This window comes from Burkholderia sp. RF4-BP95, from assembly GCF_001521985.1.
Lineage (GTDB): Bacteria > Pseudomonadota > Gammaproteobacteria > Burkholderiales > Burkholderiaceae > Burkholderia > Burkholderia diffusa.
The window spans coordinates 15,144-39,933 of record NZ_LOSX01000042.1; the positions used below are offsets into that span (position 1 = coordinate 15,144).

Below are 24,790 nucleotides of genomic sequence, written 5' to 3' on the forward strand. Positions count from 1 at the left end.
GGGCGGCTCGCCCGCCACCGGATATCACGACGATGGCAGCCAATCTCGACGTACAAGCGCGCTATTTCCCGCACACGCAGGACCAGCTCAAAGAAATTGCCTCGGACATCCTTCGCCATGCGAAGGCGCTCGGCGCGACGGACGCCGCGACCGAAATCTCCGAAGGCGACGGCCTGTCGGTGTCGGTGCGCCGCGGCGAGGTCGAGACGATCGAACACAACCGCGACAAGATGGTCGGCGTGACGGTGTTCATCGGCAAGAAGCGCGGCAACGCGAGCACGTCGGATTTCTCGCCGGCCGCGATCAAGGACACCGTCGCCGCCGCGTACAACATCGCGCGCTTCACGGCCGAGGACGACGCGGCCGGCCTCGCCGAGGCCGAGCTGCTCGAAACCGATCCGCGCGACCTCGATCTCTACCACCCGTGGGCGCTGACGGCCGACGAGGCCGTCGAGCTTGCCCGCCGCGCGGAAGACGCCGCGTTCGCGGTCAGCCCGCAGATCCGCAACTCGGAAGGCGCGAGCGTGTCGGCACAGCATTCGCAGTTCGTGCTCGCGACGTCGCGCGGCTTCCTCGCCGGCTACCCGTACTCGCGTCACTACATCGCGTGTGCGCCGATCGCGGGCACCGGCCGCCACATGCAGCGGGACGACTGGTATTCGTCGAAGCGCAGCGCGGTCGACCTCGCTGCGCCGGAAGCCGTCGGGCGCTATGCGGCCGAGCGTGCGCTGGCGCGGATGGGCGCGCGCCGTCTCGACACCCGCAAGGTGCCCGTGCTGTTCGAGGCGCCGCTCGCGGCCGGCCTGCTCGGCGCATTCGTGCAGGCCGTCAGCGGCGGCGCGCTGTACCGCAAGACGTCGTTCCTCGTCGACAGCCTCGGCAAGCCGGTGTTCGCGCCGCATGTGCAGGTCGTCGAGGATCCGCACGTGCCGCGCGCGATGGGCAGCGCGCCGTTCGACGAGGAAGGCGTGCGCACGCGTGCGCGCAGCGTCGTCAGCGACGGCGTCGTCGAAGGCTACTTCCTGTCGACCTATTCGGCGCGCAAGCTCGGCACGCAGACGACCGGCAACGCGGGCGGCTCGCACAACCTCGCGCTGCGCAGTTCGAACACGCAGCCGGGCGACGATTTCGACGCGATGCTGAAGAAGCTCGGCACGGGCCTGCTGTTGACCGAGCTGATGGGGCAGGGCGTGAACTACGTGACCGGCGATTATTCGCGCGGCGCGGCCGGCTTCTGGGTCGAGAACGGCGTGATCCAGTATCCGGTCGAGGAAATCACCGTCGCGAGCACGTTGCAGGAGATGTTCCGGCATATCGTCGCGATCGGTGCGGATTCGATCGTGCGCGGGACGAAGGAAACGGGCTCGGTGCTGATCGAGCAGATGACGATCGCCGGGCAGTAAACGGCGCGGCGTCGGCCGCCAGGAAACAAGAAAGCCCGACCGGCGTGGGTGCGCCGGTCGGGCTTTTTGTCGTGTGCCGCGTGTCAGCCGCGCTTGCGCGCGTAGACGACGAACGCATAGCCGAACGTGTTCGGCGCGGCGGCCTGGTGCGGGTCGCGCGACACTTCGTGCCAGTGCGCGGGATCGGGCGCCGGGAACGACGCATCGCCCTCGAAGTCCGCGTCGATTTCGGTGACGACCAGCTTGTCGGCGAGCTCCAGGCCTTCCGCATAGAGCTGTGCGCCGCCGATCAGGAATGCTTCGGCGACGCCGTCGCGCGCGGCGAGCGCGAGCGCATCGGCGAGGGACGTGACGGTGTCGCAGCCGTCGAAGCGGCGCGTTGCGTCGCGCGTGACGACGATATTGCGGCGGCCCGGCAGCGGCCGACCGATCGACTCGTGGGTCTTGCGGCCCATCACGATCGGCGCGCCCATCGTCGTGCGCTTGAAGAACGCGAGGTCCTCGGGAAGTTTCCAGGGCAACTGGTTGTCGCGGCCGATGATGCCGTTGCGGGCGCGCGCGACGATCAGGGTCAACGTCGTCATGAAGGTCGGGGAAGAGGAGAACCGGAATGGCGCCGATTCTACCGGAATGGCGGCGCGCGACCGCATCGATGCGGTCGCGCGGGCGCATTGGCGGTTTTCGGTCCGCCGCGCCTCGTCGGCGGTGGCGACGAGGTGCGGCCTTTGCGCCGTGATGTCCAGAATAAAAAGAGTGCCCGCCGGGGGACGGACACAAAAAACGGTTCGCGTCGAGATATCGACGCCGCATGAAACGGCCTGACCCATCCCATTCGATCTGTAATCCTCATCGATTGAGCGGCGTGTGGCGTCGTGAGCGGATTATCGATGCATGCGGTTTCCGGTGTTTCCCTCCATCGCATGTTGCGCGTTGCCGGGAAGCGGAACAGGAATCGGGATCGGCAGCGGAGCAGGCGGGGCGAGCTCGTCCCACAGCGTCACCCATGTGTTGCCCGACGAACGCGGTTTGGGTGCGGCGATCGGCACGATACCGATGCGGTTGTCCTGTTGCATGCGCGGCGCGTTATCGGCAAGCAGCATCGCGCGTTCGGGCCGCGCGCCTTCTTCCGAGCGTGCCGGCATGAACGGGCACGCGAGCGCAAACGCTATCGTCATCTGCACGCAAGACCGTGAAAAAAGTGTTCGCATGGCCGCCTTCTCCGATCCGTTGCACATTCAGCGAAATGCATGCCATCGGGCGAAGAGCATTGTCGCGTCTGCGATTTGCGGGGGAGCGTCACGAATCGCAATCGAAAACGCCGGGAAATGTTTCAGGCGTGAAACGACGGGGCTTGGGAATACTGCGGATTCAATCAAAACGCTTCAAGGATGAAAATCTGCGCGTGTGTCGATGCAGGTACGCGTCGCTGCGCGTGTGCTATGTGCAGATGATTGATAAACATCGACCATTGAGCGATTCGGCCGCTCGCCCCTTTGCGCTGCAATTGGTTTGTCGCATTCAGCGCCTATAACTAAGCCGTCGTGACCAAAAAATAACTGGACGCGAGACAAGCGCCATCATGCGAGGCTGGTCGCCGCCGCGCATCGGCATGGCGAATCGAGCCGCTTCGGCTGACCCGGTTCGATCCTTTTGCACGTGACTTGGCGTGTACGGCAATCGTTAGACGGTTGATGAACGGGGTGGGCATATGGGAGCCGAGCAGCGGCATGTGATCTATTTCTCGCGCGAGCCGAACGACGCGTTGCGCGGGCATTTCGACGAATGCGGGTGGCGCGTCGATCTTGCGGAAAGCGCACGCGACGTGCGGCGTGTCGTGCAGCACGGCGTGGCAACCGCCGGCCTGCTCGATTTCTCGCCGGGTTTTCGGCCCGCGGATCTGCGCGAACTCGAAACGTGCTTGAGCATCCAGCAAATCGGCTGGATCGCGGCGACCCGGCGTGGGCAGTTGCAGGACGCCACGCTGCGACATCTCATTCGCGACTATTGCTTCGACTACGTGACGATGCCGTACGAGGCGTCGCGCATCGTCGAGACCATCGGCCATGCGCACGGCATGGTCGCGCTGACCGACCCGGTCGCGTCGCCCGTCGGCGCCGGGCGCGCCGAAGGCGAGATGGTCGGCACCTGCGACGCGATGCTCGGCCTTTTCAGGACGATCCGGCGCGTCGCCACGACCGATGCACCGGTGTTCATCTCCGGCGAATCGGGTACCGGCAAGGAACTGACGGCCGTTGCGATCCACGAGCGCTCGGCGCGCGCGCAGGCGCCGTTCGTCGCGATCAATTGCGGTGCGATTCCGTCGACGCTGCTGCAGGCCGAACTGTTCGGCTACGAGCGCGGTGCTTTTACGGGCGCGAATCAGCGCAAGATCGGCCGTGTCGAGGCCGCGAACGGCGGCACGCTCTTTCTCGACGAGATCGGCGACCTGCCGCTCGAGAGCCAGGCGAGCCTGTTGCGATTCCTGCAGGAAGGCAAGATCGAGCGGCTCGGCGCGCATGTGTCGGTGCCGGTCGACGTGCGCGTGATCTGCGCGACGCACGTGGACATGGAAGCGGCGCTGCGCGACGGGCGGTTCCGCGAGGACCTGTTCCATCGGCTGTGCGTGCTGAAGATCGAGGAGCCGCCGTTGCGCGCGCGCGGCAAGGATATCGAGCTGCTGGCGCGCCACATGCTCGAGCGTTTCAAGGGCGATGCGCATCGCCGTCTGCGCGGTTTCTCGCCGGACGCGATCGCCGCGCTGTACGGTTATTCGTGGCCGGGCAACGTGCGCGAGCTGATCAATCGCGTGCGCCGCGCGATCGTGATGTCGGAGGGCCGGATGATTACCGCGGCCGATCTCGAGCTCAACGAATTCGCGATCCTGGCGCCCGTCTCGCTCACCGAGGCGCGGGAAGCGGCCGAACGGCAGGCGATCGAGCAGGCGCTGCTGCGCCACCGCGGCCGTTTCGCCGATGCGGCGCGCGAACTCGGCGTGTCGCGCGTCACGTTGTACCGGCTGATGTGCGCGCATGGCATGCGCGATCGCAGCGACCCGCTGGGAGGGTTTTCGGCGCCGTTGCCGGAGGTTCCGCGTCACGCTTGCTAAAATTGGCGGGTGACGGCCGCCCTCGCGGCCGAAGGAACCCGCATGAAACAGTACCTCGACCTCGTTCGCACCATCCTCGACACCGGCACCTGGCAGGAGAACCGCACGGGCATCCGCACCATCAGCATGCCCGGTGCGATGCTGCGGTTCGACCTGCAGCAAGGTTTCCCGGCCGTGACGACCAAGAAGCTCGCGTTCAAGTCCGCGATCGGCGAACTGGTCGGCTTCCTGCGGGCATCGCGCAGCGCGGCCGATTTCCGCGCGCTCGGCTGCAAGGTGTGGGACGCGAACGCGAACGACAATGCGCAGTGGCTCGCGAACCCGTACCGCCAGGGCGTCGACGACCTGGGTGACGTGTACGGCGTGCAATGGCGCCAGTGGCCCGGCTACAAGGTGCTCGACGCGGGCGCCGACGCGCAGATCGCCGACGCGACGCGCCGCGGTTTCCGGATCGTCACGCGCTTCGATGAGGACGGTGCGCCGAAGGTGCTGCTGTACAAGGCGATCGACCAGTTGCGCCAGTGTCTCGACACGATCATGGAGAACCCGGCCGATCGCCGCATCCTGTTTCACGCGTGGAATCCGGCCGTACTCGACCAGATCGCGCTGCCCGCGTGCCATCTGCTGTACCAGTTCCTGCCGAACGTCACGAAGCGCGAGATTTCGCTGTGCCTGTACATCCGCAGCAACGACGTCGGGCTCGGCACGCCGTTCAACCTGACGGAAGGGGCCGCGCTGCTGTCGCTCGTCGGCCGGCTGACGGGTTACACGCCGCGCTGGTTCACGTACTTCATCGGTGACGCGCACATCTACGAGAACCAGCTCGACATGCTGCAGCAGCAGCTCACGCGCGAACCGTACGACAGCCCGCGGCTCGAGATCGCCGAGCGCGTGCCGGACTACGCGAAGACGGGCGTCTATGCACCCGAATGGCTCGAGCAGATCGAGCCGTCCGACTTCTCGCTCGTCGGCTACCGGCATCATGAGCCGTTGACCGCGCCGATGGCGGTCTGAGCCCCGGCGTTCGACGGCGGCGCGGGTTACGCGATACGCGACAGATGGAATGAAGAAGGCCCGACCGGTATTCGCCGGTCGGGCCTTTCCGTTTCATCGGGCGGTTATTGGCGGTGCCGCTCCTCATGGCCGCCGGGCGGCGGATTGCTCGGGCGCGGCGCCTCGACGTGCGGCGCCGGTTGCGGCCGCGGTTCCATGTGCGGCGCGGGCATCGCCGGCCGCGGCTCCATGCGCGGCGCCTGCGGCTGCGGCCGCGGCATGTCGTGCACGGCCGGCGCGGGCGGGCGGTACTCGTTCACGCGCGGCGGCGCGACCTCGCGCCGCGGTGCCGGTTGCGCGTATTCGGGGCGCGGTTGCGGCGTCGGGGCCGCCCGCTCGGGCCGCGGCTGCGCATGCTGGGCCGGTGCCGCGAAGTCAGGACGCGGACGTGGCTGCGGAATCTGCGCGGTCGTATCGATCCGTGGTTGCGGTAACGCGCGCGGCGTTTCCTGCCGCGCATCGGGTTGCGTGCCGTGCGCGGCTTCCGGATGCGGGACCGCCGCCGCACTGCGCACGGGCGGCAGGGCATTCTGTCCCGCTGCGTGGAGTGCCGTCGGCGGCGTCGGGCGCTGACGCTCCATCGGCGTGTGCGGCTGCATCCACGCGGGCGCGGGCGCCGCGGCAGCGTGCGTGTTGTCGTGCCCGGTCGGCGCGTTGGCGGCCGTCGGCGGGTGCGGGACGCCATTTCCGGCGCCGGGCGCCTGATGCGGAGCCGGATTGCCCGGCGCCTGCGGCGTGGCGCCGTTCGCGACGCGCGGCGCATTGGGGGCTTCGCCGTTCATCGGCCGCACGCCATTCGGCATGATCGGCATCGGGGCACCCGGCCGTGCGGCCTGTGCCTCTGCCTGTGCCGGAGCGGGCTGCCCGTCGCGCGGCGCGTGTGCCGGTTGCACGACGGGACCGTGCGGATTCACGAGCTGCACGTTGCGCATCGCCCATGCACCGGCTTTCGGATTGCCCGGAACGCGAACCGGGCGAGCCGTATAGTCGGCCGGCACGTTCGTCCTCGCGACGGGCGCGCCCGCGCCCGGCACGCGCCCGCCTTGCCGGGCAAGATGCGCGGCCGCCTGGTCGCGATACGCGGCCGGCACCGCCGGATTGCGCGTCGCGACGAACGTGTGCTGTCCGATCGCCGCCGGCGGGCGGTAGCTGGCCGTGCGCAGTCCGCCGGTAAAGCTCTGGCGTACCGGCGCGATGCCGGGGGTGCCCGGCATCACGTGCGCATTGCGCCATTGCTGCGGATCGACGCGCTGCGAGAAGTGCGCGACCGGCTGACCGTGCACGAACGCGGATGCCGGCACGGCCGTGATCGCATGCGGCGCCCGGAAGTTCACGTACGTCTTGTTGATGTTCGTGATGTTGGTGACGTTGTTGATGTTCGTCACGTTCACGGTCTTGTTGACCGTCACGTTGTTGACCACGATGTTCCGGTTCACGCGATCGTAGTAATGCGGGCTCCAGCCGCCCCAGCCGGGATGCCAGGGTTCGCCCGGGCCGAGTGCGAACCACGCGCAGCCGGCCGCGGCGACGCCGCCGACCGTCAGCGCGACGCTCCAGTCGGGACCGCCGCCTCCACCCACGAACGCGACGAGCGCCGGCGCGTAGACGGGCGGCTGGCTGACGACCATCGGGCCGGGCACCCACGCCCAGCTGTCGTCGACATAGGCCCAGCGGCCGTAGTGATAAGGCGCGAAGCCCCACGGCGCATCGTCGACCCACGTCCAGCCCCACGGCGCCTGCCAGATCCAGTGACCGTCGTGATACGGCGCCCAGTCGGCCGGCGTGTCGTTCGGCACCCAGACGTTGCCGTAATTCGGCGTTTCGCGCCAAGTACCGTTCGCGTCGAGGTCCTGATAGCCGGGAATGTCGCGCGATACGTAGCGGGCCGACACCGAGCGCTGCTCGGCCGCATCGCGGCCGGCGGCCCACTGGTCGAGCGCGTCGGGGGCCGGTGCGGCCGATTGCTGCGCGACCTGCAGGTCGGTGCCGGTGAACACGACCTGCTGCCCGGGCGACAGCGGATACTGCCCGTTGCTGCCGTAGACGGTTGCGCTGCCGCTGCGGACGGTGACCGTCGTCGTCTCGCCATTCGGCGCGACATCGACGCGATAGTCGCCCGGGCCCGTGACGCCGAGCGCGAGATTGGGCGTATCGATTTCGTAGGTTCCGCCCGGCGGCAGATCGCGCACGTGCGTCGACACGGTGCCGAGCCCGACCTTCAACTGCGTCGTGTTGTCGTCGAGGTTCAGGACCGACAGGCTCGTCGATTCGCCGAGACGCACCGCGGTCGAGCCGATGTGCAGCTCCGAGCGCGCGCCGGCATCGTTCCACAGCTGGTCGCCGGTCGTCAGCGGCCGGTTCACGGCGGCGTACGACCAGGTATCGGTGCCGGCGGGCTCCGTCGTCACGGCACCCGACATGTAGTTGAGCCGGGCGACGCGGCTCGGCGGATCGCCGCCCGGCTGTCGGGCGGCGGCCGCATATGCCGCGGCCTGTGTCGCTTGCGCGAATGCGGAGGGCAGGGTCGCCAGCGTGGCGAACGCGAGCAGCGTGCAGCGAGCGGTTCGCTTGAGCGTGAACAGGGAGGCCATGATGAGCGTCTTCGTCGTTATCGCGGCGCGTCGATTCGTGCCGTTGAGTTCACAATATCCGCTCGGCCTGTTTCAGTGCTCGGTGTTTTGTAAGTCGAATGGCACGCGATGTAACAAAACCTGTCCATCGCGCGCCGTTGTCGTCCGGTCGCAATGTGCGCGTCAAGCGGACGTAAGCCAGTCGTCGAAAATCTGCTGTCCGGGCACGGTGACGCGCAGCACGCGCGGCCGCGCGGCACGCTCGATCCAGCCGTGCGCGCAGAAGCTGTCGAGGAGTGCCGCGCCCAGCGCGCCGCCGAGATGCGGGCGGCGCTCGCTCCAGTCGAGACAGCCGCATGCGAAACGGCGGCGGCGCGTGCGCTGCTGTGCGACGTCGATGCCCCAGCGCGCGAGCGCCTGCGTGCCGAGCTCGGTGGCCTCGATCGCGTCGCCGTCCGCCTGCAGCCAGCCGCGCGCGGTGAGCCCGTCGAAGATGCGGACCGCGAGCTCGCCGGCCATGTGGTCGTAGCAGGTGCGCGCATAGCGCAGTTCGGCCGGCACCGTGCGCGACGGCGGCGGCACCGGACGGTTCGGCGCGGCCGCGCGTGCCACGTTCGCGAGTGCCTCGAGCGACGCCGCGATGTCGGCCGACGCGAGCCGGTAGTAGCGGTGCCGGCCGCGCACGTCGAGCGCGAGCAGGCCACCTTCGGTCAGGCGCGCGAGGTGCGCGCTCGCCGCGGACGGCGACAGCCCCGCGATCATCGTCAGTTCGCCGGCCGGCCGCGCGCTGCCGTCCATCAGCACCCACAGCATCGCGGCGCGCCCGGGATCGGCGATCAGTGCGCCGATCCGGCTCAGGCCTGGAAAGTGGTGGTCGTCTTGATCGGTCATCGTCGTGTCTCGTCAGGCGGAATGACTGCAGTGTAGGCGCTGCGCGCATTCGATGTTTCGCGTTCGGATGAAATGTCGGATGCGGCGGGGCGGTGCGCGACCGGCGGGCGTCGGCCGCGCGCGCGTAGAATGACCCGACGCGGCGGCAGTGGGCCGCCGGATGCGACACGATGCAGCGATGAAGACGATTTTCTGCTTGTTGGCGGCCGCGCTCCTCTGCGCGGCCTGTGCGCAGGGCGGCGCCGGCGCGGGGGGCGGCAGCCTCGAAATGTACGGGACGATCGACCAGGGGATCACGGTGCGCCGCTGACGGGCGCCGATTTCCGGCGCCGACGCCGGCTCAGCGTGCGCGGCGGGTGCCGCGACGTGTTGCCGCAGTGCAACGTATAATGCGCCGATTGCAGTGCCCCCGCCGCCTGGAGCTACCACGATGTCCCAACCGTCCCCCGTACCGGCCGCCCTCGACCGCACCGAAACCGTATTCCGCTTCCTCGCCGAGCCGTCGTCCGTGAACTTCGGCGGCAAGGTGCATGGCGGCGCGCTGATGAAGTGGATCGACGAGGTCGCGTATGCGTGTGCGGCGGTCTGGTCGAGCCGCTATTGCGTGACGGTCAGCGTCGGCAACATTCGCTTCCAGCGTCCGATCCTCGTCGGCAACCTGGTCGAACTGAAGGCGCGCGTCGTCGCGACGGGGCGCACCAGCATGCATATCCATGTGTCCGTGCATGCCGGCGATCCGAAGGGCGGCGTGTTGCGCCAGACGACCGATTGCCTCGTCGTGTTCGTCGCGGTCGACGAGAACGGCAACCCGGTGCCGGTGCCGCCGTTCGTGCCCGAGACCGACGAGCAGAAGGTGCTCGCCAAATATGCGGCCGACGTGCGCGCCGCGCTCGACAAGATCGTCGAGATGAAGCCCGAGGAAGTGGCGAAGGGCACCGTCTGACGACAACGGGCGCCGCGCATGCGTGCCGCGCCCGTCATCGCGTCACCTCCCCGCGATTACCGCGCTCCGATCATCTCTTCGGGGCGCACCCACGCGTCGAATTCCGCCTCGGTCAGGTAGCCGAGCGCGAGCGCGGCGGCCTTCAGCGTCGTGCCTTCCTTGTGCGCTTTCTTCGCGATCTGCGCGGCCTTGTCGTAGCCGATGTGCGGATTGAGCGCCGTGACGAGCATCAGCGATTCGTTCAGCAGCAGGTCGATGCGCGCGCGGTTCGGCTCGATGCCCGCCGCGCAGTGGTCGTTGAAGCTCTGCGCGCCGTCGGCGAGCAGCCGCACCGACTGCAGCACGTTGTGCGCGATCATCGGCCGGAACACGTTCAGCTCGAAATTGCCGCTGGCGCCCCCGACGTTGACCGCGACGTCGTTGCCGAACACCTGGCAGCACAGCATCGTCACGGCTTCCGACTGCGTCGGGTTCACCTTGCCCGGCATGATCGAGCTGCCCGGTTCGTTCTCCGGAATCGACAGTTCGCCGAGCCCGCAGCGCGGCCCGCTCGCGAGCCAGCGGACGTCGTTGGCGATCTTCATCAGGCCGGCCGCGACCGTCTTCAGCGCGCCGTGCGCGAACACCAGCGCATCGGCGGCCGCCATCACCTCGAACTTGCTCGGTGCGGTCACGAACGGCAGCTTCGTCAGCCGGCCGATCTCGTCGGCCACGCGCACCGCGAACTCCGGATGCGCGTTCAGCCCGGTGCCGACGGCGGTGCCGCCGAGCGCGAGTTCGTACAGGTGCGGCAGCGCCGATTCGACGTGCCGGACGCCCTGGTCGAGCTGCGCGACATAGCCGGAAAACTCCTGCCCGAGCGTGAGCGGCGTCGCGTCCTGCAGGTGCGTGCGGCCGATCTTCACGATGTCGGCGAAAGCCTTCGACTTCGCGTCGAGCGTCGCGCGCAGCGTGCGCAGCGCGGGCAGCAGGTGGTTGACGATCGCGTAGGCGGCCGCGACATGCATCGCGGTCGGGAACACGTCGTTCGACGACTGCCCGCGGTTCACGTCGTCGTTCGGGTGGACCTTGCGTGCTTCGCCGCGCTCGCCGCCGAGCAGCTCGCTCGCCCGGTTCGCGATCACCTCGTTGAGGTTCATGTTGGTCTGCGTGCCGGAGCCCGTCTGCCAGACCGCGAGCGGGAATTCGCGCGGATGCTTGCCCGCGATGATCTCGTCGGCCGCGTCGATGATCGCGCGCGCCTTGTCGTCGGCCAGCACGCCGAGCGACTGGTTCACGGCGGCCGCGGCGCGCTTGACGATCGCGAGCGCGTGGATCAGCTCGGGCGACTGCTTCTCCGTCGAGATCCGGAAATTCTGCAGCGAGCGTTCCGTCTGCGCGCCCCAGAGCCGGTTGGCCGGCACGGCGATCTCGCCGAACGTGTCGCGTTCCATCCGAACTGCTTCGTTCATGATGCACTCCTCTTGGGAAGGGGAAAGGCCGCGCGTGGCGCGGCGTCTGGCGTATCGTGAGGCAGTCGCGCCGCTGGCGCGGCGTCCTTGGGTCTTCAGCCGACAAGCATAGCGCCGGCCGCGATTTCGCGTCGTGCCGAGTTCACCGCGTCGGCGCGACGAGCGACGCGGTCTTCCGGTGAAAGCGCCAGGCCATCAGTACGGCGACGCTCGCGAGGCCGGCCGCGAGCCCCCACCACAGGCCGCGCGCGCCGAGGCCGGCATGGAACGCCAGCCAGTAACCGGTCGGGAAACCGATGCCCCAGTAGCCGAAGGTCGCTGCGAGCATCGGGATGCGCGTGTCCCGCAGCCCGCGCAGTGCACCCGACCCGACGGTCTGCATGCCGTCGACGATCTGGAACACCGCGGCGATGCCGAGGAGCGACGCGGCCAGCGACACGGTCGCCGCGTTGGCCGGGTCGTCGAGTTGCAGATACAGGCCGACGATCGCATGCGGCGCGACGATCAGCACGAGCCCCGACAGCGACATGAACGCGACGCCGAGCCCGAGCGCGACGAAGCCCGCATGGCGCGCGGCGACCGGCTGGCCGGCGCCGACCCAGTAGCCGACCCGCACGTTGGCGGCCTGGCCGATCGCAAGCGGCACCATGAACGCGACCGACGCGACGTTCAGCGCGATCTGATGCGCGGCAAGCGACGTCGCGCCGAGCACGCCGATGGTGAGGCCCGTGGCGAGGAAGAGCGTCGATTCGACCCCGTACGTGATCGCCACCGGCCAGCCGATGCCGATCAGCTCGCCCATCATGGGCAGTTTCGGGCGGGCGGCGGTCACGAAATGACGGAACCGCTGGCGGCCGTGCAGCAGCCAGATCAGCGCGAGCGCGGTGAGCCAGATGGTGATGGTCGTCGCGACCGCCGAGCCGAGGAAACCGAGCCGCGGCAAGCCGAATGCGCCGTGGATCAGCCCGTAGTTCAGCACGCCGTTGACGCCGACGCCGCCGATCGACACCCACAGCAGGCGTCGTGCGGCGCCGATCGCCGGCAGGAATGCACGCATCAGTCCGACGCCGATCAGGCTGCCGAGCGCCGCGAACCGCAAGATGCCGGTGTACTCGCCGACGTGATGCGCGAGCGCCGGCGGCTCGTGGAACATCAGCAGGATCGGTTCGGACAGCGACAGCGCGACGATCGCCGGGATCGCGAGCAGCACGGACAGCACGAAGCCGGTCCAGTAGATGTGCGGCACGCGATGTTCCGCCTGCGCGCCGCGCGCATGCGCGACGCTCACGCTGATCGACGACAGCACGCCCTGCAGCACGGTCACGATGACGAAGAAGAAGTTGGCGCCGAGGCCGCCCGCCGCGAGCGAATCGGGGCCGAGCGAGCCGAGCAGCACCGTGTCGGTGACGCTCATCGCCATCTGCGAGAGTTGCGCGATCGCGAGCGGCGCGGCGAGGCGCGCGGTATCGGCGGCATGACTGGACAGCGACGGCGGCGCGGCGGCCGTCCGCGTAAGACCGGAATGCGACATGGAGTGAGCGCTCGCGCGGGTGCGGGCCCGCGCTGTCTGTATTTATTTTGAGAGACGGCTAGCTTACGGCTTTATTCGAACGGTGTCGAACGCGCGCGCCGATGGCCATGTCGCGGTCAGGGGGAACCGCTACGCGTCGTGAACCGCGATCCGCGTATCGCCGAACAGCACGACCTGACCCGCGCGGATCTTGCAGGTCTTGCGCAGCTCGACCACGCCGTCGACTTTCACCGCGCCGGACGCGACGAACATCTTCGCGGTGCCGCCGCTATCCGCGAGGCCGGTGATCTTGAGAAGGTTGTGCAGCTCGACGTATTCGCCGGTCAGCGTGAAATCCAGATTGGGCATGACGAAGGGAGCGCGCGATGCGCGGGAGGAATCGCCCCGCATCATACGGCACCGACGGCCGGCGCGCGAGTGCGGACGCTCGTGCAGGCCCGCGCGCCGCAGTTGTTAAGGACTGTGAGCGATTCGTCAGCAAATGAAACGGTGGGTAACAGTCTGAGAGATTCGAGAACCGGACGTGCGGCCTGCGGGTCTTTCGTCGTACCTGCTGCGCGTTGCGGCAGGGGACGCGACGGATCGCATCGAGGCGGTCCGCGCCCACAACTTCTTGAGGAGGATTGTCATGTCCAAGATTCGTTCGATGCTGATCGGTGCCGCGCTGACGGCGTTCGCCACTTCGGCCGCATTCGCGCAGACGGGTGTCGCGGCACAGGGCACCGCAGGTGCCGGCGTGCAGGCGCAGGCGCCGGCAGCAGGGGCTGGCGCAGGTGCGGGCATGCAGGGTGATGCCGGCGCGAATGCGTCGGGCAATGCGGTCGGCGGCGCGACCGACGCGGTCGGTGCGGCAGCCGACGGCGCGAAGGATACGGCGGCGTCGTCGGTCCACTCGGCCAAGAAGCACGCGAAGCATGCGGCGAAGTCGGCCAAGCATCATGCCGGCACGGCAAAGTCGAAGGTGGGCGACGAGGCGGTCGAAGGCGGCGCGTCGGCCGGCGTGCAGGGCGGCGCATCGGCCTCGGGCGCCGCGCAGTAAGCGGCCCTCCGACGTCGCACGACGTTCGCCCCGGACGGCGCGTCGTGACGGCGATCGATCGGCGGCCCGGTTCGCTTCGCGCGAACCGGGCCGTTCTTCATGCGTGGACGCGGGCCGTCATGGCCGGTGCTGTTCCTGGCCCGGTCCGGGCGCCGGTCGCGCGGCGGACGGCGTGAATACGCCGCGCAGCCACGCGGCAAGCCGCGCGAAAACGTCGTACGGCTCGTCGACGAAGATCTCGGGCTTCAGCAGCCGCAGGTATTCCATGATCTGCTGCGCTTCCTGTTTCTGGAACGAACCGTGCGCGAGCCCGAGCCGCAGCAGGCCGCGCAGTTCGCCGAGCTTGTCGCGCGCGGCGCTGCCGACGCTCATCTCGCACGCGAGCTTCGCCTCGTAGACGCGCTGGCGCAGCGATTCCGCAAGCCGCCATGCGGGCGTCTGCATCATTTCCTCGAGCGCCTGGATGTCGTGTACCGCGCTCTTGATCTGCGCGGCGAGCGGATCGACGAGCGACGCGTCGCCCTGTGCTTCGGCGACGATCGCCTTGGCCCAGTCGCGGCACGCCTTCGCGAGCTCGTCGGGGGTCCATTCGGAGCGCGATGCGAAGCCGAAGCCGAATTCGCCGGCCTGTCGCATCAGGATCGCGACGACGTCCGGAAATTCCTTGTCGAGCGTGCGCTTCGCCCACGCGTACTGGCCGCCCTCGAGCATCCGCTGCACGGCATGCTCGGTCAGCGGCACCATGTTGTCGAGCAGCTTGGCGCGCAGGAAATCCTCGAACGACGGCGTCGCGAACTGCGGGTCGAGTTTCAGCGACACGCGCACGAATGCGTCGTAGTCCTTGCGCAGGGACGCAAGCGTGTCGTCCTTGAGGGAAAGGGTGATCTGGCCCATGAATCGTCTCGATGGCGGCCCGCGCGGGCCGGCGGCCGACACAGCGCACCGGTGCGGGCGCAGCGTCGACGGACCGGTTCGCGCCGAGGCCGATGGCGGGTCTTCCTACCCGATATCGGCGCGCCGGGCGAAAACTTGAGCGCGGCCGGCGACGTTCGCTCAGGCCGGCAGCCAGTGCGGCATCACGATCCCTTGCCAGAAGAAGAACACCGCGAGCCCGACCGCGATCGTCACGAGCGGCCGGCGTGTCGTCGCCGACACGAGCACGGCGGCGAGCGCGCCGACGAGCTGCGGATTGCGCCAGGTCAGTTCGGCCGTGCCGCCGTGCGGCGAGACGGTCATCGGCACGATGATCGCGGTCAGCACGGTGACGGGCACGAAGCCGAGCGCGGTCCGCACGAGCGGCGGGAAGGTCAGCCGCTCGCCGAACAGGAACAGCGTCGTCCGGATCGCATAGGTGATCACGGCCATCCCGAGGATCAGCAGCGCGTAGCTCACGATGCGGTCTCCGTGCGTGAGGCGGTGCGCGAACGCTCGTGCCGCAGCGTCAGCGCGACGCCGACCGCGACGCCGGCGGCGACCGCGCCCAGCAGCCCGAGCTTGTACGGCCAGCCCTGCCAGAAGTACGCGAGCGTGCCGGCCGTCGCGGCGGCCGCGAAATAGCGCAGCGTGCCGAGCTGCGGAACGACGATCGCGATGAAGGTCGCCGCCATCGCGAAATCGAGGCCGAGCGACTGGAGGCCCGGGAAGGCCGCGCCGAAACCGATGCCCGCGAGCGTCCAGACCTGCCAGTTCAGGTACATCGCGAGGCCCGAGCCGAAGAAGTAGTGGGGGCCGATCGCGCCGGGCGGGAAGTGCCGGTAGTGCGCGTAGGCGACCGCGAACACCTCGTCGGTCATCAGCGCGCCGAGCGTCGCGCGCCAGCGCAACGGCAGGTGCGCGACATACGGCGCGAGCGTCGCGCTGTACAGCAGGTGACGCAGGTTCACGATCAGCGTCGTCGCGAGCACGACGACGAAGCTCGCGCTGCCGGCGATCAGGCCGAGCGCGATGAATTGCGCTGAGCCCGCGAACACCGCGAGCGACATCAGCGCGCCGTGCCATGCGGCGAGCGGGCCGCCGCCGACCAGCGTGCCGAAGATCACGCCGAACGGCGCCGCGCCGATCATCATCGGGATCGTGTCGCGTGCGCCGTCGAGCCATTCGTTGAGCGGGCGGCGGGGCGGGGATGAAGGTGTGGGTGCAGGTTTCACAGGGCGCGTCTCCATGCAATGCAGGATAGCGGTGCGCTGCCCGTGGCGGCTTGTACGTTCTTGCGCACGCGGCGCCGGCGGCGCAATCTGCGTGCCGGTTGCCGCGTATCGTCGAATGCAGGATGGGCGTGTGCGCGTCAGCGCGCCTGCCAGCGTCCGGGCGGCACGCCGAACATCCGTTTGAAATGCCGGGAGAAGTGACTCTGGTCGACGAAGCCGCTGGCCGCGGCGACGTCGGCGATCGACACGCCCGCGCGCAACGGCGCAAGCGCGCGCTGCAGCCGCAGCTGGTTGCGCCACGCATGCGGCGGCATCCCGATCGTCCGGGTGAACAGGCGTGCTGCGTGGAACGGCGACAGCCCGGCGGCCTGCGCGACGTCGTCGAGCGTGACCGTGCACGTGAGATCGGCGGCGAGCCGCTCGCGCATCGCGTCGACGCGCGGCTCGTCGGCCGCGAGCGCCGCCGGCTGCAGCCGCGCGTCGGCATGGCGCGCGATCAGTGTCGACAACGCATCGAGCATCGCCGTTTCGGCGGCGAGCGGATCGTAGGCGCGCGGTGCCGCGGCGGCCGGAGCATCGGCGGCCGGCTGCTCGTGCGGATGGAACGGCGGCATGCACTCGCTGCCGGCCTCCATCATCCGGTGGGCCAGCGCGAGCCGTGCCGCGAGATCGGCGTCGCGGATCACGTCGGACGGGAACCATGGCGCATCCTGCGGGCGCCCCGCGATCGCGCTCGCGAGCGCGCGAATGTAGTCGACCGGCACGTAGCTCACGCGATAGCACCAGCCTTCGTCGGTCGCGCGCGAGCCCGTGTGCACCTCGCCGGGATTGATCACGGGCACGGTGCCCGTTTCGGCGACATGGCCGCTGCCGCGACAGGTGTAGCGCTCCGCGCCCTCGAGGATCACGGGAATCGTGTACGCGTCGTGCCAGTGCGGCGCGAACGTATGGTCGCGATAGGTCGCCGTGAGCAGGTCTGCGTCCGGCAGCAGCGGCGTGCGCCAGTAACGTGCGGAGTCCGGAAGAAGGCGGGAGGCGGACATGGTCGGGCGCGAGGGCGGTCGAATCGACAGTGTATCGCTCGAGCGTCTGGCCGGCGCGGGCTTACTTGACCGGAATCGTCGTGCCGGCCGGCATCGGCACCGCGGTCACGGCGTTCTTCGGGCTGCCGCTGACGATGCGGTCGCTGTAGGTCAGGTAGACGAGCGTGTTGCGCTTCTTGTCGACCACGCGCACGACGTGCAGCGTCTTGAAGATGAACGACATCCGCTCGCTGAACACGTCGGTCTGCTGCTTGAGCGGCTCCTTGAAGCTGAGCGGGCCGACTTGCCGGCACGCGATCGACGCTTCGCTCGGATCCTCGGCGACGCCGAGCGTGCCCTTGATCCCGCCGGTGCGCGCCCGCGACACGTAGCAGGTGACGCCCGTCACGAGCGGATCGTCATACGCTTCGACGACCACGCGGTCGGAGCCCGTCACGCGGAAATGGGTGTTGACGCTGCCGACTTCCTCCGCGTGCGCGAGCGGCGCGGCGGCAAGGGCGGAGAGCAGAAGGGCGAACGGCGCAGCGGAAAGGAGGCGGTGCTTCATCGATGGAACCGGATGCGAATGCGGGACAGAAACTCTAGCATGCGCGGCGGTGACCGACGGGCGCCGGAAAAACAAAAGGCCCGTCGAATGACGGGCCTTTCGCTGTCTGGCTCCCCGACCTGGGCTCGAACCAGGGACCTACGGATTAACAGTCCGGCGCTCTACCGACTGAGCTATCGGGGAATAAATCGGTACATCTGCGTGCTTGTTTGGTGGCCAACAAAAAACCCGTCCACCTTCAACGGGCTCTTGCGTTTTTGGCTCCCCGACCTGGGCTCGAACCAGGGACCTACGGATTAACAGTCCGGCGCTCTACCGACTGAGCTATCGGGGAACAAACAACAACAGCAGAGAAACGAGATTGTATGGAGCGTTCGCTAACCTGTCAACACTTTTGAGCGGCGACGTGCAAAATATTTTGCGGCGCCGCTGCGCGATCAGCGTTCGAGCAGGTGCAGCTTTTCCTGCACGTCCTTCCACTCGTCCGCGTCGGCCGGTGCCGGCTTCGTCTTCGTGATGGACGGCCAGTTCTTCGCCAGCTCGGCGTTCAGCTCGGTGAACTGCTGCTGGTCGCCCGGAACGTCTTCTTCGGCATAGATCGCATTGGTCGGGCACTCGGCGACGCACACGGCGCAGTCGATGCACTCGTCCGGATCGATGGCGAGAAAGTTGGGACCTTCACGGAAGCAATCCACCGGGCACACATCCACGCAATCCGTGTATTTGCACTTGATGCAGCCTTCGGTCACAACGTGAGTCATTAAAACGCTCCTGCTTGGCGGTATATATGGGGTGGCGTTTGCGCCAAAAGCGGCATTGTAACTGAAGCGCAAAACCCGCATGGCGTGGTCGGCTTTCCGGCTTATATCGTTTCGTGATTAGTTTATGGGGCCGACCGTGGGCGCGGTGCGTGCGGCCGGCCGCACGACGCGCGGGGAAGGGGGAGGCGGTTTCACGATGGTCGGGCCCGCATTCGGGTAACATGGCCGGCAGACCGGGCGGCGCGCGGTGCGCCGGGGCCCTGTCACGATATTGGCGGTGCCGTAATCATGATCATCACTTCGCTGCTCGACACGGATCTCTACAAATTCACGATGATGCAGGTCGTCCTGCATCACTTTCCTGCCGCAAACGTCGAGTACCGGTTCCGGTGTCGCACGCCCGGCGTCGATCTCGTCCCGTACATCGACGAGATCCGCGACGAGGTGCGCGGCCTGTGTTCGCTGCGCTTCACCGACGACGAACTCGACTACCTGCGGCGCATGCGCTTCATCAAGAGCGACTTCGTCGACTTCCTCGCGCTGTTCCACCTGAACGAGAAATACATCTCGATCACGCCTTCGCCGAAGGGCAACGGCGAGATCGACATCGTGATCGAGGGGCCGTGGCTGCACACGATCCTGTTCGAGATCCCGGCGCTCGCGATCGTCAACGAGGTCTATTTCCGCAATACGCAGCGCGAGCCCGACTATCGCGAAGGCCGCGAACGGCTGCGCGAGAAGATCAAGCTGCTCGGCGCGAAGCCCGAGTTCGCCGACTGCAAGATCGCCGACTACGGCACGCGCCGGCGCTTCTCGAAGGTGTGGCACGAGGAGGTCGCGCTGACGCTGCGCGACGGGCTCGGGCCGCAGTTCGCGGGCACGAGCAACGTGTTCTACGCGATGAAGCACGGCCTGACGCCGCTCGGCACGATGGCCCACGAATACCTGCAGGCCTGCCAGGCGCTCGGCCCGCGGCTGCGCGATTCGCAGACCTACGGTTTCGAGATGTGGGCGAAGGAGTATCGCGGCGACCTCGGGATCGCGCTGTCGGACGTCTACGGGATGGACGCGTTCCTGAACGACTTCGACATGTACTTCTGCAAGCTGTTCGACGGCGCGCGCCACGATTCGGGCGATCCGTTCGAATGGGGCGAGCGCATGCTGCGCCACTACGAGGCGAACCGCTGCGATCCGCGTACCAAGGTGCTCGTGTTCTCGGACGCGCTGGACATCCCGAAGGTCATGCAGCTGTACGAACGGTTCCGCAACCGCTGCAAGCTCGCGTTCGGCGTCGGCACCAATCTCACGAACGATCTCGGCTACGTGCCGCTGCAGATCGTGATCAAGATGGTCCGCTGCAACGGACAGCCGGTCGCGAAGCTGTCGGATTCGCCGGGCAAGAGCATGTGCGACGACAAGGCGTATCTCGCGTACCTGCGCCAGGTGTTCGGCATCGCGCAGCCGGTCGACGAGGACGCGTCGCAGTAAGCGTCGGCCAAGCGGCCAGGTGCGTCGCGGCGAGGGCGGCCGGTATAATCCGACGGTATTGCACGCCAACGTCACGAGGACCGTTCATGGACACTTCCGCTGCCCGTCGCCAGATCCTCGCACGCATTCGCGCGGCGCAAGGACGCGCGCCCGAACCCGATGCAGCGGAGCGCGACGGCGTCGCCGACTATCTCGCCCGCCATCCCGAGGGGCCGCGCCCGCCGATGCCGGCCGACCTCGTCGCCGCATTCGTCGACGAAGCGGCTCGCTTGTCGACGACGGTCGACGAGGTCGCGACGCTGGCCGACGCGCCGGCCGCCGCCGCCCGCTATCTTTCCGCTCACGGCCTGCCGATGCAGGCCGTCGCGTGGCGCACGCTGGCCGAGCTCGACTGGGCCGGCGCGGGCCTGTCGGTCGAATGCCGAAAGCCGCGCGACGGCGATCTCGTCGGCCTCACCGGCTGCTTCTGCGCAACCGCCGAAACGGGTTCGCTGGTGCTGCTGTCCGGCCCCGACACCTATGCGTCGGCCGGGCTGCTGCCGGAGACGCACATCGCGATCGTGCCGGCGTCGCGGATCGTCGCGGGCCATGAAGACGCATTCGCGCTGATTCGCGCGGAGCGCGGCGAATTGCCGCGTGCGGTCAATTTCGTATCGGGTCCGTCGCGCACGGGCGATATCGAGCAGACCATCGTGCTGGGCGCGCACGGCCCGTACCGCGTTCACGCGATCGTCGTACGCGGCGCATGACGCGCGCGCCTGATCCATCCTCATTCGACTCACTCGCACAAGGAAGTTCTGCATGAAACGACATGCCGCCTGGGCGGGCATGGCGTCGGGAGCCGCGCTTGGCGCCGTTCCCGCGCTTGCATCGGCCGCCACGCTCGACGGTGCCACGCTGTCCGCACTCTGGGGCATCCCGTTCGCCGGGATCCTGCTGTCCATCGCGGTGTTCCCGCTCGTCGCGCCGGTGTTCTGGCATCACCACTTCGGCAAGATCGCCGCGGCGTGGGCGATCGTGTTCCTGGTTCCGTTCGCCGCCGCGTTCGGTGCGGGCACGGCGTTCGGTACGCTCGTGCACGCGCTGCTCGAAGAGTACATTCCGTTCATCGTGCTGTTGACGGCCCTCTATACGGTCGCCGGCGGCATTTGCGTCAACGGCAACCTGCACGGCACGCCGAAGCTGAACACCGCGATCCTCGCGCTCGGCACGCTGCTCGCCAGCGTGATGGGCACGACGGGCGCCGCGATGCTGCTGATCCGGCCGCTGCTGCGCGCGAACGATAACCGCAAGCACGTCGTGCACGTCGTGATCTTCTTCATCTTCCTCGTCGCGAACGCGGGCGGGTCGCTGTCGCCGCTCGGCGATCCGCCGCTGTTCCTCGGCTTCCTGAACGGCGTGAGCTTCTTCTGGACGACCACGCATCTCGCACTGCCGATGCTGTTCATCTGCGCGGTGCTGCTGACGCTTTTCTTCGTGCTCGATACGTACTTCTACCGGAAGGCCGGCGAGGAGCGGCCGGCCGCACTCGACCCGACGCCCGACAGCGGCGCGCTGTCGATCGACGGCAAGGTCAACTTCGTGTTGCTCGCGGCCGTGATCGGCCTCGTGCTGATGAGCGGCGTCTGGAAGCCGGGCATCTCGTTCGACGTGTGGGGCACGCACGTCGCGCTGCAGAATCTCGTGCGCGACGTCGCACTGGTCGTCGTGGCGCTCGCGTCGCTCGCGCTGACACCGCGCTCGGCGCGCGAAGGCAACGCGTTCAACTGGGCGCCGATCGAGGAGGTCGCGAAGCTGTTCGCGGGGATCTTCGTGACGATCGCGCCGGTGATCGTGATCCTGCGCGCGGGTGCGGACGGCGCGTTCGCCCAGATCGTCCATCTCGTCACGGGGCCCGACGGCAAGCCGATCGACGCGATGTATTTCTGGGCAACCGGCTTGCTGTCGTCGTTCCTCGACAACGCGCCGACCTACCTCGTGTTCTTCAACCTCGCGGGCGGCGATGCGCAAGCGCTGATGACGACCGGCGCGACGACGCTCGCCGCGATTTCGGCGGGGGCGGTGTTCATGGGCGCGAACAGCTACATCGGGAATGCGCCGAACTTCATGGTGAAGGCGATCGCGGAATCGCGCGGCGTGAAGATGCCGAGCTTCTTCGCGTATCTCGGCTGGGCGCTCGTGATCCTGGTACCCGTATTCCTGCTGACGTCGTGGATTTTCTTCCCGGCGTAGGCTGACGATTTTCAACCAAGCGCGGACGGCTCCGGCGGTGCACGATGTGCCGCGTGCCGGCCGCGGCATGCGGAGATGGCGATGCAGAAGATCCTGGTCGCACGTCCGATCTTTCCGGACGTGATCGAACGGCTCGAGCAGTATTTCGAAGTCGACTGGAACAATGGCGATGCGCTCGCCCCCGACGCGCTCGCCGCGCGCCTCGCGGACAAGGACGGCGCGCTGACGGCGGGCGACCCGGTCGGCGCGGCCGCGCTCGCGGCGGCGCCGCGCCTGCGCGTCGTGTCGAACATGGCGGTCGGCTACAACAATTTCGACATGGCCGCGTTCAATGCCGCGAACGTGCTCGGCACCAACACGCCCGACGTGCTGAACGAATCGACCGCGGATTTCGGCTGGGCGTTGATGATGGCCGCCGCGCGGCGGATCGCCGAATCCGAGCACTGGTTGCGCGCCGGACACTGGCAGAAGTGGGCGTACGACGGTTTCCTCGGCAGCGACATTTACGGCTCGACGCTCGGTGTCATCGGGATGGGGCGCATCGGTCAGGCACTCGCACGGCGCGCGCGCGGCTTCGGGATGCAGGTGATCTATCACAACCGGTCGCGGGTCGCGCCCGAGATCGAGGCCGAGCTGAATGCCGAATACGTGTCGAAGGACGACTTGCTGGCGCGCGCCGATCACGTCGTGCTCGTGCTGCCGTACACGAAGGAGAACCATCACACGATCGGCGCGGCCGAGCTCGCGAAGATGAAGCCCTCCGCGACGCTGACCAACATCGCGCGCGGCGGCATCGTCGACGACGCGGCGCTGGCCGCCGCACTGCGCGACAGGACGATCGCCGCGGCAGGCCTCGACGTCTATGAAGGCGAACCGAGCGTGCACCCGGCGCTGCTCGAGGTGCCGAACGTCGTGCTGACGCCGCACATCGCGAGCGCGACCGAGAAGACGCGCCGCGCGATGGCGAACCTCGCGGCCGACAACCTGATCGCCGCGCTGGGCGAAGGGCCGCGCGCGGGGCAACCGCCGAACCCGATCAACCCTGACGTGATCGGGAAGCTGCGCGCATGACGACGATGTTGTTGCTGGCGACGGTCATCGTGCTGGCCGTCGCGCTCGCGGTGGCGATCGTCGCGATCGTGCGCGGCGGCGGCCGCCACGACGATGCGGCCGTGCTCGGCGACCAGATCGAGGACGCCGCGCACGCGCAGGCGCTCGCGGTCGAGCGGCTCGAGCGCGAGCTGCGTGGCGAGATCGTCGAGAACGCGCGCGGCTCGCGCACCGAACTGGCTGGCAGTTTCTCGCAGCTTCAGCAGACGCTCGCGACACAGCTCACGAGCATCGCGACCGTGCAGAACAATCAGATCGAGGGTTTCGCGCAACAGTTGGGCAAGCTCGTCGCCGGCAACGCGCAGCAGTTCGATGCGATGCGCGAGAGCGTGCAGCGTCAGGCGCAGCAGGCGCGCGAAGAGCAGACGGTCGCGCTGCGGCTGTTCGGCGACACGCTGAACCGGCAGCTCACGCAACTGACCGAGGCCAACGATCGCCGGATCGGCGAAGTGCGTGCGACGCTCGAGCAGCGGCTGAAGGAAATCGAGACGAACAATGCGGCGAAGCTCGAGGAGATGCGCCGCACCGTCGACGAGAAGCTGCATGCGACGCTCGAACAACGGCTCGGCGAATCGTTCAAGCTCGTGTCGGACCGGCTCGAGCAGGTCCACCGCGGGCTCGGCGAGATGCAGACGCTCGCGGCCGGCGTGGGAGACCTCAAGAAGGTGCTGACGAACGTGAAGACGCGTGGCACCTGGGGCGAGGTGCAGCTCGAGGCCTTGCTCGAGCAGATGCTCACGCCCGACCAGTATGCGAAGAACGTCGCGACGGTGCCGAAGAGCAGCGAACGCGTCGAGTTCGCGATCCGGCTGCCGGGGCGCGATGCCGGCACGCGCGACGCGCCGCCGGTGTGGTTGCCGATCGACGCGAAATTCCCGCGCGAGGACTACGAGCGGTTGATCGACGCGCAAGAGCGCGCCGATTCGGTGGCGGTCGAGGACGCGGCCCGTGCGCTCGAGGCACGCGTGCGGATGGAAGCGCGCACGATTGCGGAGAAGTACGTCGCACCGCCGCATACGACCGATTTCGCGCTGCTGTTCCTGCCGACCGAGGGGCTCTATGCGGAGATCCTGCGCCGCCCGGGGCTGACCGACCTGCTGCAGCGCGACTATCGTGTGACGGTGGCCGGCCCGACCACGCTGACCGCGTTGCTGAACAGCCTGCAGATGGGTTTCCGCACGCTCGCGATCGAGCAGCGCTCGAGCGAAGTGTGGCAGGTGCTCGGTGCGGTGAAGACCGAATTCGGCAAATTCGGCGATGTGCTCGCGCGCACGAAGGCGCAACTCGAAACGGTCACGCGCTCGATCGAGGCCGCCGAGCAGCGCACCCGCGTGATGAACCGCAAGCTGAAGCAGGTCGAGGCGTTGCCGGGCGAGACGGCGGCCGGGCTGCTAGGCTCGGACGCTGCCGACGGCGCCGATGCGGACGATGCATGACGCATCGCGTATTCAGCCGAAGCCGGCTGGAACGAAAAA

The 24,790-nt window shown here is 68.2% G+C and carries 24 protein-coding genes and 2 tRNA genes; 11 read left to right on the forward strand and 15 right to left on the reverse strand.

Annotation, left to right across the window (positions count from 1 at the left end):
* The first annotated feature begins 32 nt into the window (after positions 1–32).
* Positions 33–1,403, forward strand: coding sequence for a metalloprotease PmbA (gene pmbA, locus WS46_RS15735; protein ID WP_059523791.1), 1,371 nt, complete (start codon positions 33–35; stop codon positions 1,401–1,403).
* Positions 1,404–1,486: 83 nt separating this feature from the next.
* On the opposite strand, the gene WS46_RS15740 is transcribed toward pmbA, so the two are convergent.
* Both WS46_RS15740 and WS46_RS15745 read right to left on the reverse strand, forming a co-directional pair.
* Positions 1,487–1,987: a dihydrofolate reductase gene (locus WS46_RS15740; RefSeq protein ID WP_059691064.1), complete on the reverse strand. Its 501-nt coding sequence runs from the start codon at positions 1,985–1,987 to the stop codon at positions 1,487–1,489.
* Between the two features lie 297 nt (positions 1,988–2,284).
* Complete coding sequence (locus WS46_RS15745; protein ID WP_257130001.1) at positions 2,285–2,638, reverse strand: hypothetical protein; 354 nt, start codon at positions 2,636–2,638, stop codon at positions 2,285–2,287.
* A gap of 473 nt (positions 2,639–3,111) precedes the next feature.
* On the opposite strand from WS46_RS15745, the gene WS46_RS15750 reads away from it, so the two are divergent.
* Complete coding sequence (locus WS46_RS15750) at positions 3,112–4,509, forward strand: sigma-54 dependent transcriptional regulator (protein WP_059523787.1); 1,398 nt, start codon at positions 3,112–3,114, stop codon at positions 4,507–4,509.
* Positions 4,510–4,551: 42 nt separating this feature from the next.
* On the forward strand, positions 4,552–5,523 hold the full coding sequence (locus tag WS46_RS15755) for a thymidylate synthase (RefSeq protein WP_059523845.1): 972 nt from the start codon (positions 4,552–4,554) through the stop codon (positions 5,521–5,523).
* 104 nt (positions 5,524–5,627) lie between these two features.
* On the opposite strand, the gene WS46_RS15760 is transcribed toward WS46_RS15755, so the two are convergent.
* The gene (locus tag WS46_RS15760; protein WP_059691065.1) at positions 5,628–8,153 is read right to left on the reverse strand and encodes a DUF6600 domain-containing protein; all 2,526 of its coding nucleotides are present in this window, start codon (positions 8,151–8,153) and stop codon (positions 5,628–5,630) included.
* 162 nt (positions 8,154–8,315) lie between these two features.
* Entirely contained in the window at positions 8,316–9,023 is a 708-nt protein-coding gene (locus WS46_RS15765) for a helix-turn-helix transcriptional regulator (protein ID WP_059523783.1), read from the reverse strand.
* 178 nt (positions 9,024–9,201) lie between these two features.
* On the opposite strand from WS46_RS15765, the gene WS46_RS36455 reads away from it, so the two are divergent.
* Positions 9,202–9,333, forward strand: coding sequence for a hypothetical protein (locus WS46_RS36455; RefSeq protein WP_257130002.1), 132 nt, complete (start codon positions 9,202–9,204; stop codon positions 9,331–9,333).
* 120 nt (positions 9,334–9,453) lie between these two features.
* Positions 9,454–9,966, forward strand: coding sequence for an acyl-CoA thioesterase (locus WS46_RS15770; protein ID WP_014897688.1), 513 nt, complete (start codon positions 9,454–9,456; stop codon positions 9,964–9,966).
* 56 nt (positions 9,967–10,022) lie between these two features.
* On the opposite strand, the gene fumC is transcribed toward WS46_RS15770, so the two are convergent.
* The 3 genes from fumC to WS46_RS15785 all read right to left on the reverse strand — a co-directional run bounded on the left by fumC (position 10,023) and on the right by WS46_RS15785 (position 13,296).
* Positions 10,023–11,417, reverse strand: a complete 1,395-nt coding sequence (gene fumC / locus WS46_RS15775; protein ID WP_059691066.1) for a class II fumarate hydratase — start codon at positions 11,415–11,417, stop codon at positions 10,023–10,025.
* A 142-nt stretch (positions 11,418–11,559) separates the two neighbouring features.
* Positions 11,560–12,948, reverse strand: a complete 1,389-nt coding sequence (gene norM / locus WS46_RS15780; RefSeq protein WP_059691067.1) for a multidrug efflux MATE transporter NorM — start codon at positions 12,946–12,948, stop codon at positions 11,560–11,562.
* A gap of 129 nt (positions 12,949–13,077) precedes the next feature.
* The gene (locus WS46_RS15785; protein ID WP_006753074.1) at positions 13,078–13,296 is read right to left on the reverse strand and encodes an RNA-binding S4 domain-containing protein; all 219 of its coding nucleotides are present in this window, start codon (positions 13,294–13,296) and stop codon (positions 13,078–13,080) included.
* A gap of 280 nt (positions 13,297–13,576) precedes the next feature.
* On the opposite strand from WS46_RS15785, the gene WS46_RS15790 reads away from it, so the two are divergent.
* Positions 13,577–13,987 carry a hypothetical protein gene (locus WS46_RS15790; protein WP_059523776.1) on the forward strand — a complete coding sequence of 137 codons (411 nt, stop codon included), beginning with the start codon at positions 13,577–13,579 and terminating at the stop codon, positions 13,985–13,987.
* Positions 13,988–14,104: 117 nt separating this feature from the next.
* Here WS46_RS15790 and WS46_RS15795 read toward each other — a convergent pair whose 3' ends face one another.
* The 8 genes from WS46_RS15795 to fdxA all read right to left on the reverse strand — a co-directional run bounded on the left by WS46_RS15795 (position 14,105) and on the right by fdxA (position 18,485).
* A complete protein-coding gene (locus WS46_RS15795; protein ID WP_059691068.1) occupies positions 14,105–14,881 on the reverse strand; it encodes a DUF4088 family protein in 777 nt (258 codons plus the stop codon).
* Positions 14,882–15,040: 159 nt separating this feature from the next.
* Positions 15,041–15,379, reverse strand: coding sequence for an AzlD domain-containing protein (locus WS46_RS15800; RefSeq protein ID WP_059523773.1), 339 nt, complete (start codon positions 15,377–15,379; stop codon positions 15,041–15,043).
* Positions 15,376–16,149, reverse strand: a complete 774-nt coding sequence (locus tag WS46_RS15805) for an AzlC family ABC transporter permease (RefSeq protein WP_059691069.1) — start codon at positions 16,147–16,149, stop codon at positions 15,376–15,378. Before WS46_RS15805 ends, WS46_RS15800 begins: the two co-directional genes overlap by 4 nt.
* A gap of 122 nt (positions 16,150–16,271) precedes the next feature.
* Entirely contained in the window at positions 16,272–17,177 is a 906-nt protein-coding gene (locus WS46_RS15810) for an AraC family transcriptional regulator (protein ID WP_059691070.1), read from the reverse strand.
* A gap of 61 nt (positions 17,178–17,238) precedes the next feature.
* Entirely contained in the window at positions 17,239–17,724 is a 486-nt protein-coding gene (locus WS46_RS15815) for a CreA family protein (protein ID WP_059523767.1), read from the reverse strand.
* A gap of 107 nt (positions 17,725–17,831) precedes the next feature.
* Positions 17,832–17,907: transfer RNA gene (locus WS46_RS15820), tRNA-Asn, on the reverse strand.
* Between the two features lie 75 nt (positions 17,908–17,982).
* A tRNA-Asn gene (locus tag WS46_RS15825) sits at positions 17,983–18,058 on the reverse strand.
* A gap of 103 nt (positions 18,059–18,161) precedes the next feature.
* Positions 18,162–18,485, reverse strand: a complete 324-nt coding sequence (fdxA, locus tag WS46_RS15830) for a ferredoxin FdxA (protein WP_006753067.1) — start codon at positions 18,483–18,485, stop codon at positions 18,162–18,164.
* Positions 18,486–18,773: 288 nt separating this feature from the next.
* On the opposite strand from fdxA, the gene pncB reads away from it, so the two are divergent.
* The 5 genes from pncB (at position 18,774) to WS46_RS15855 (ending at position 24,751) form a co-directional block, all read left to right on the forward strand.
* Positions 18,774–19,973 carry a nicotinate phosphoribosyltransferase gene (pncB, locus tag WS46_RS15835; protein ID WP_059523765.1) on the forward strand — a complete coding sequence of 400 codons (1,200 nt, stop codon included), beginning with the start codon at positions 18,774–18,776 and terminating at the stop codon, positions 19,971–19,973.
* 86 nt (positions 19,974–20,059) lie between these two features.
* Positions 20,060–20,722 carry a lactate utilization protein C gene (locus WS46_RS15840; protein ID WP_059523763.1) on the forward strand — a complete coding sequence of 221 codons (663 nt, stop codon included), beginning with the start codon at positions 20,060–20,062 and terminating at the stop codon, positions 20,720–20,722.
* A 52-nt stretch (positions 20,723–20,774) separates the two neighbouring features.
* On the forward strand, positions 20,775–22,205 hold the full coding sequence (locus WS46_RS15845) for a sodium:proton antiporter (RefSeq protein WP_059523761.1): 1,431 nt from the start codon (positions 20,775–20,777) through the stop codon (positions 22,203–22,205).
* 81 nt (positions 22,206–22,286) lie between these two features.
* Positions 22,287–23,276 (forward strand): D-glycerate dehydrogenase, encoded by a 990-nt coding sequence (locus tag WS46_RS15850; RefSeq protein WP_059691225.1) that lies wholly within the window; start codon positions 22,287–22,289, stop codon positions 23,274–23,276.
* On the forward strand, positions 23,273–24,751 hold the full coding sequence (locus tag WS46_RS15855; protein WP_059691071.1) for a DNA recombination protein RmuC: 1,479 nt from the start codon (positions 23,273–23,275) through the stop codon (positions 24,749–24,751). The genes WS46_RS15850 and WS46_RS15855 overlap by 4 nt, the downstream gene beginning before the upstream one ends.
* Positions 24,752–24,790: the final 39 nt, after the last annotated feature.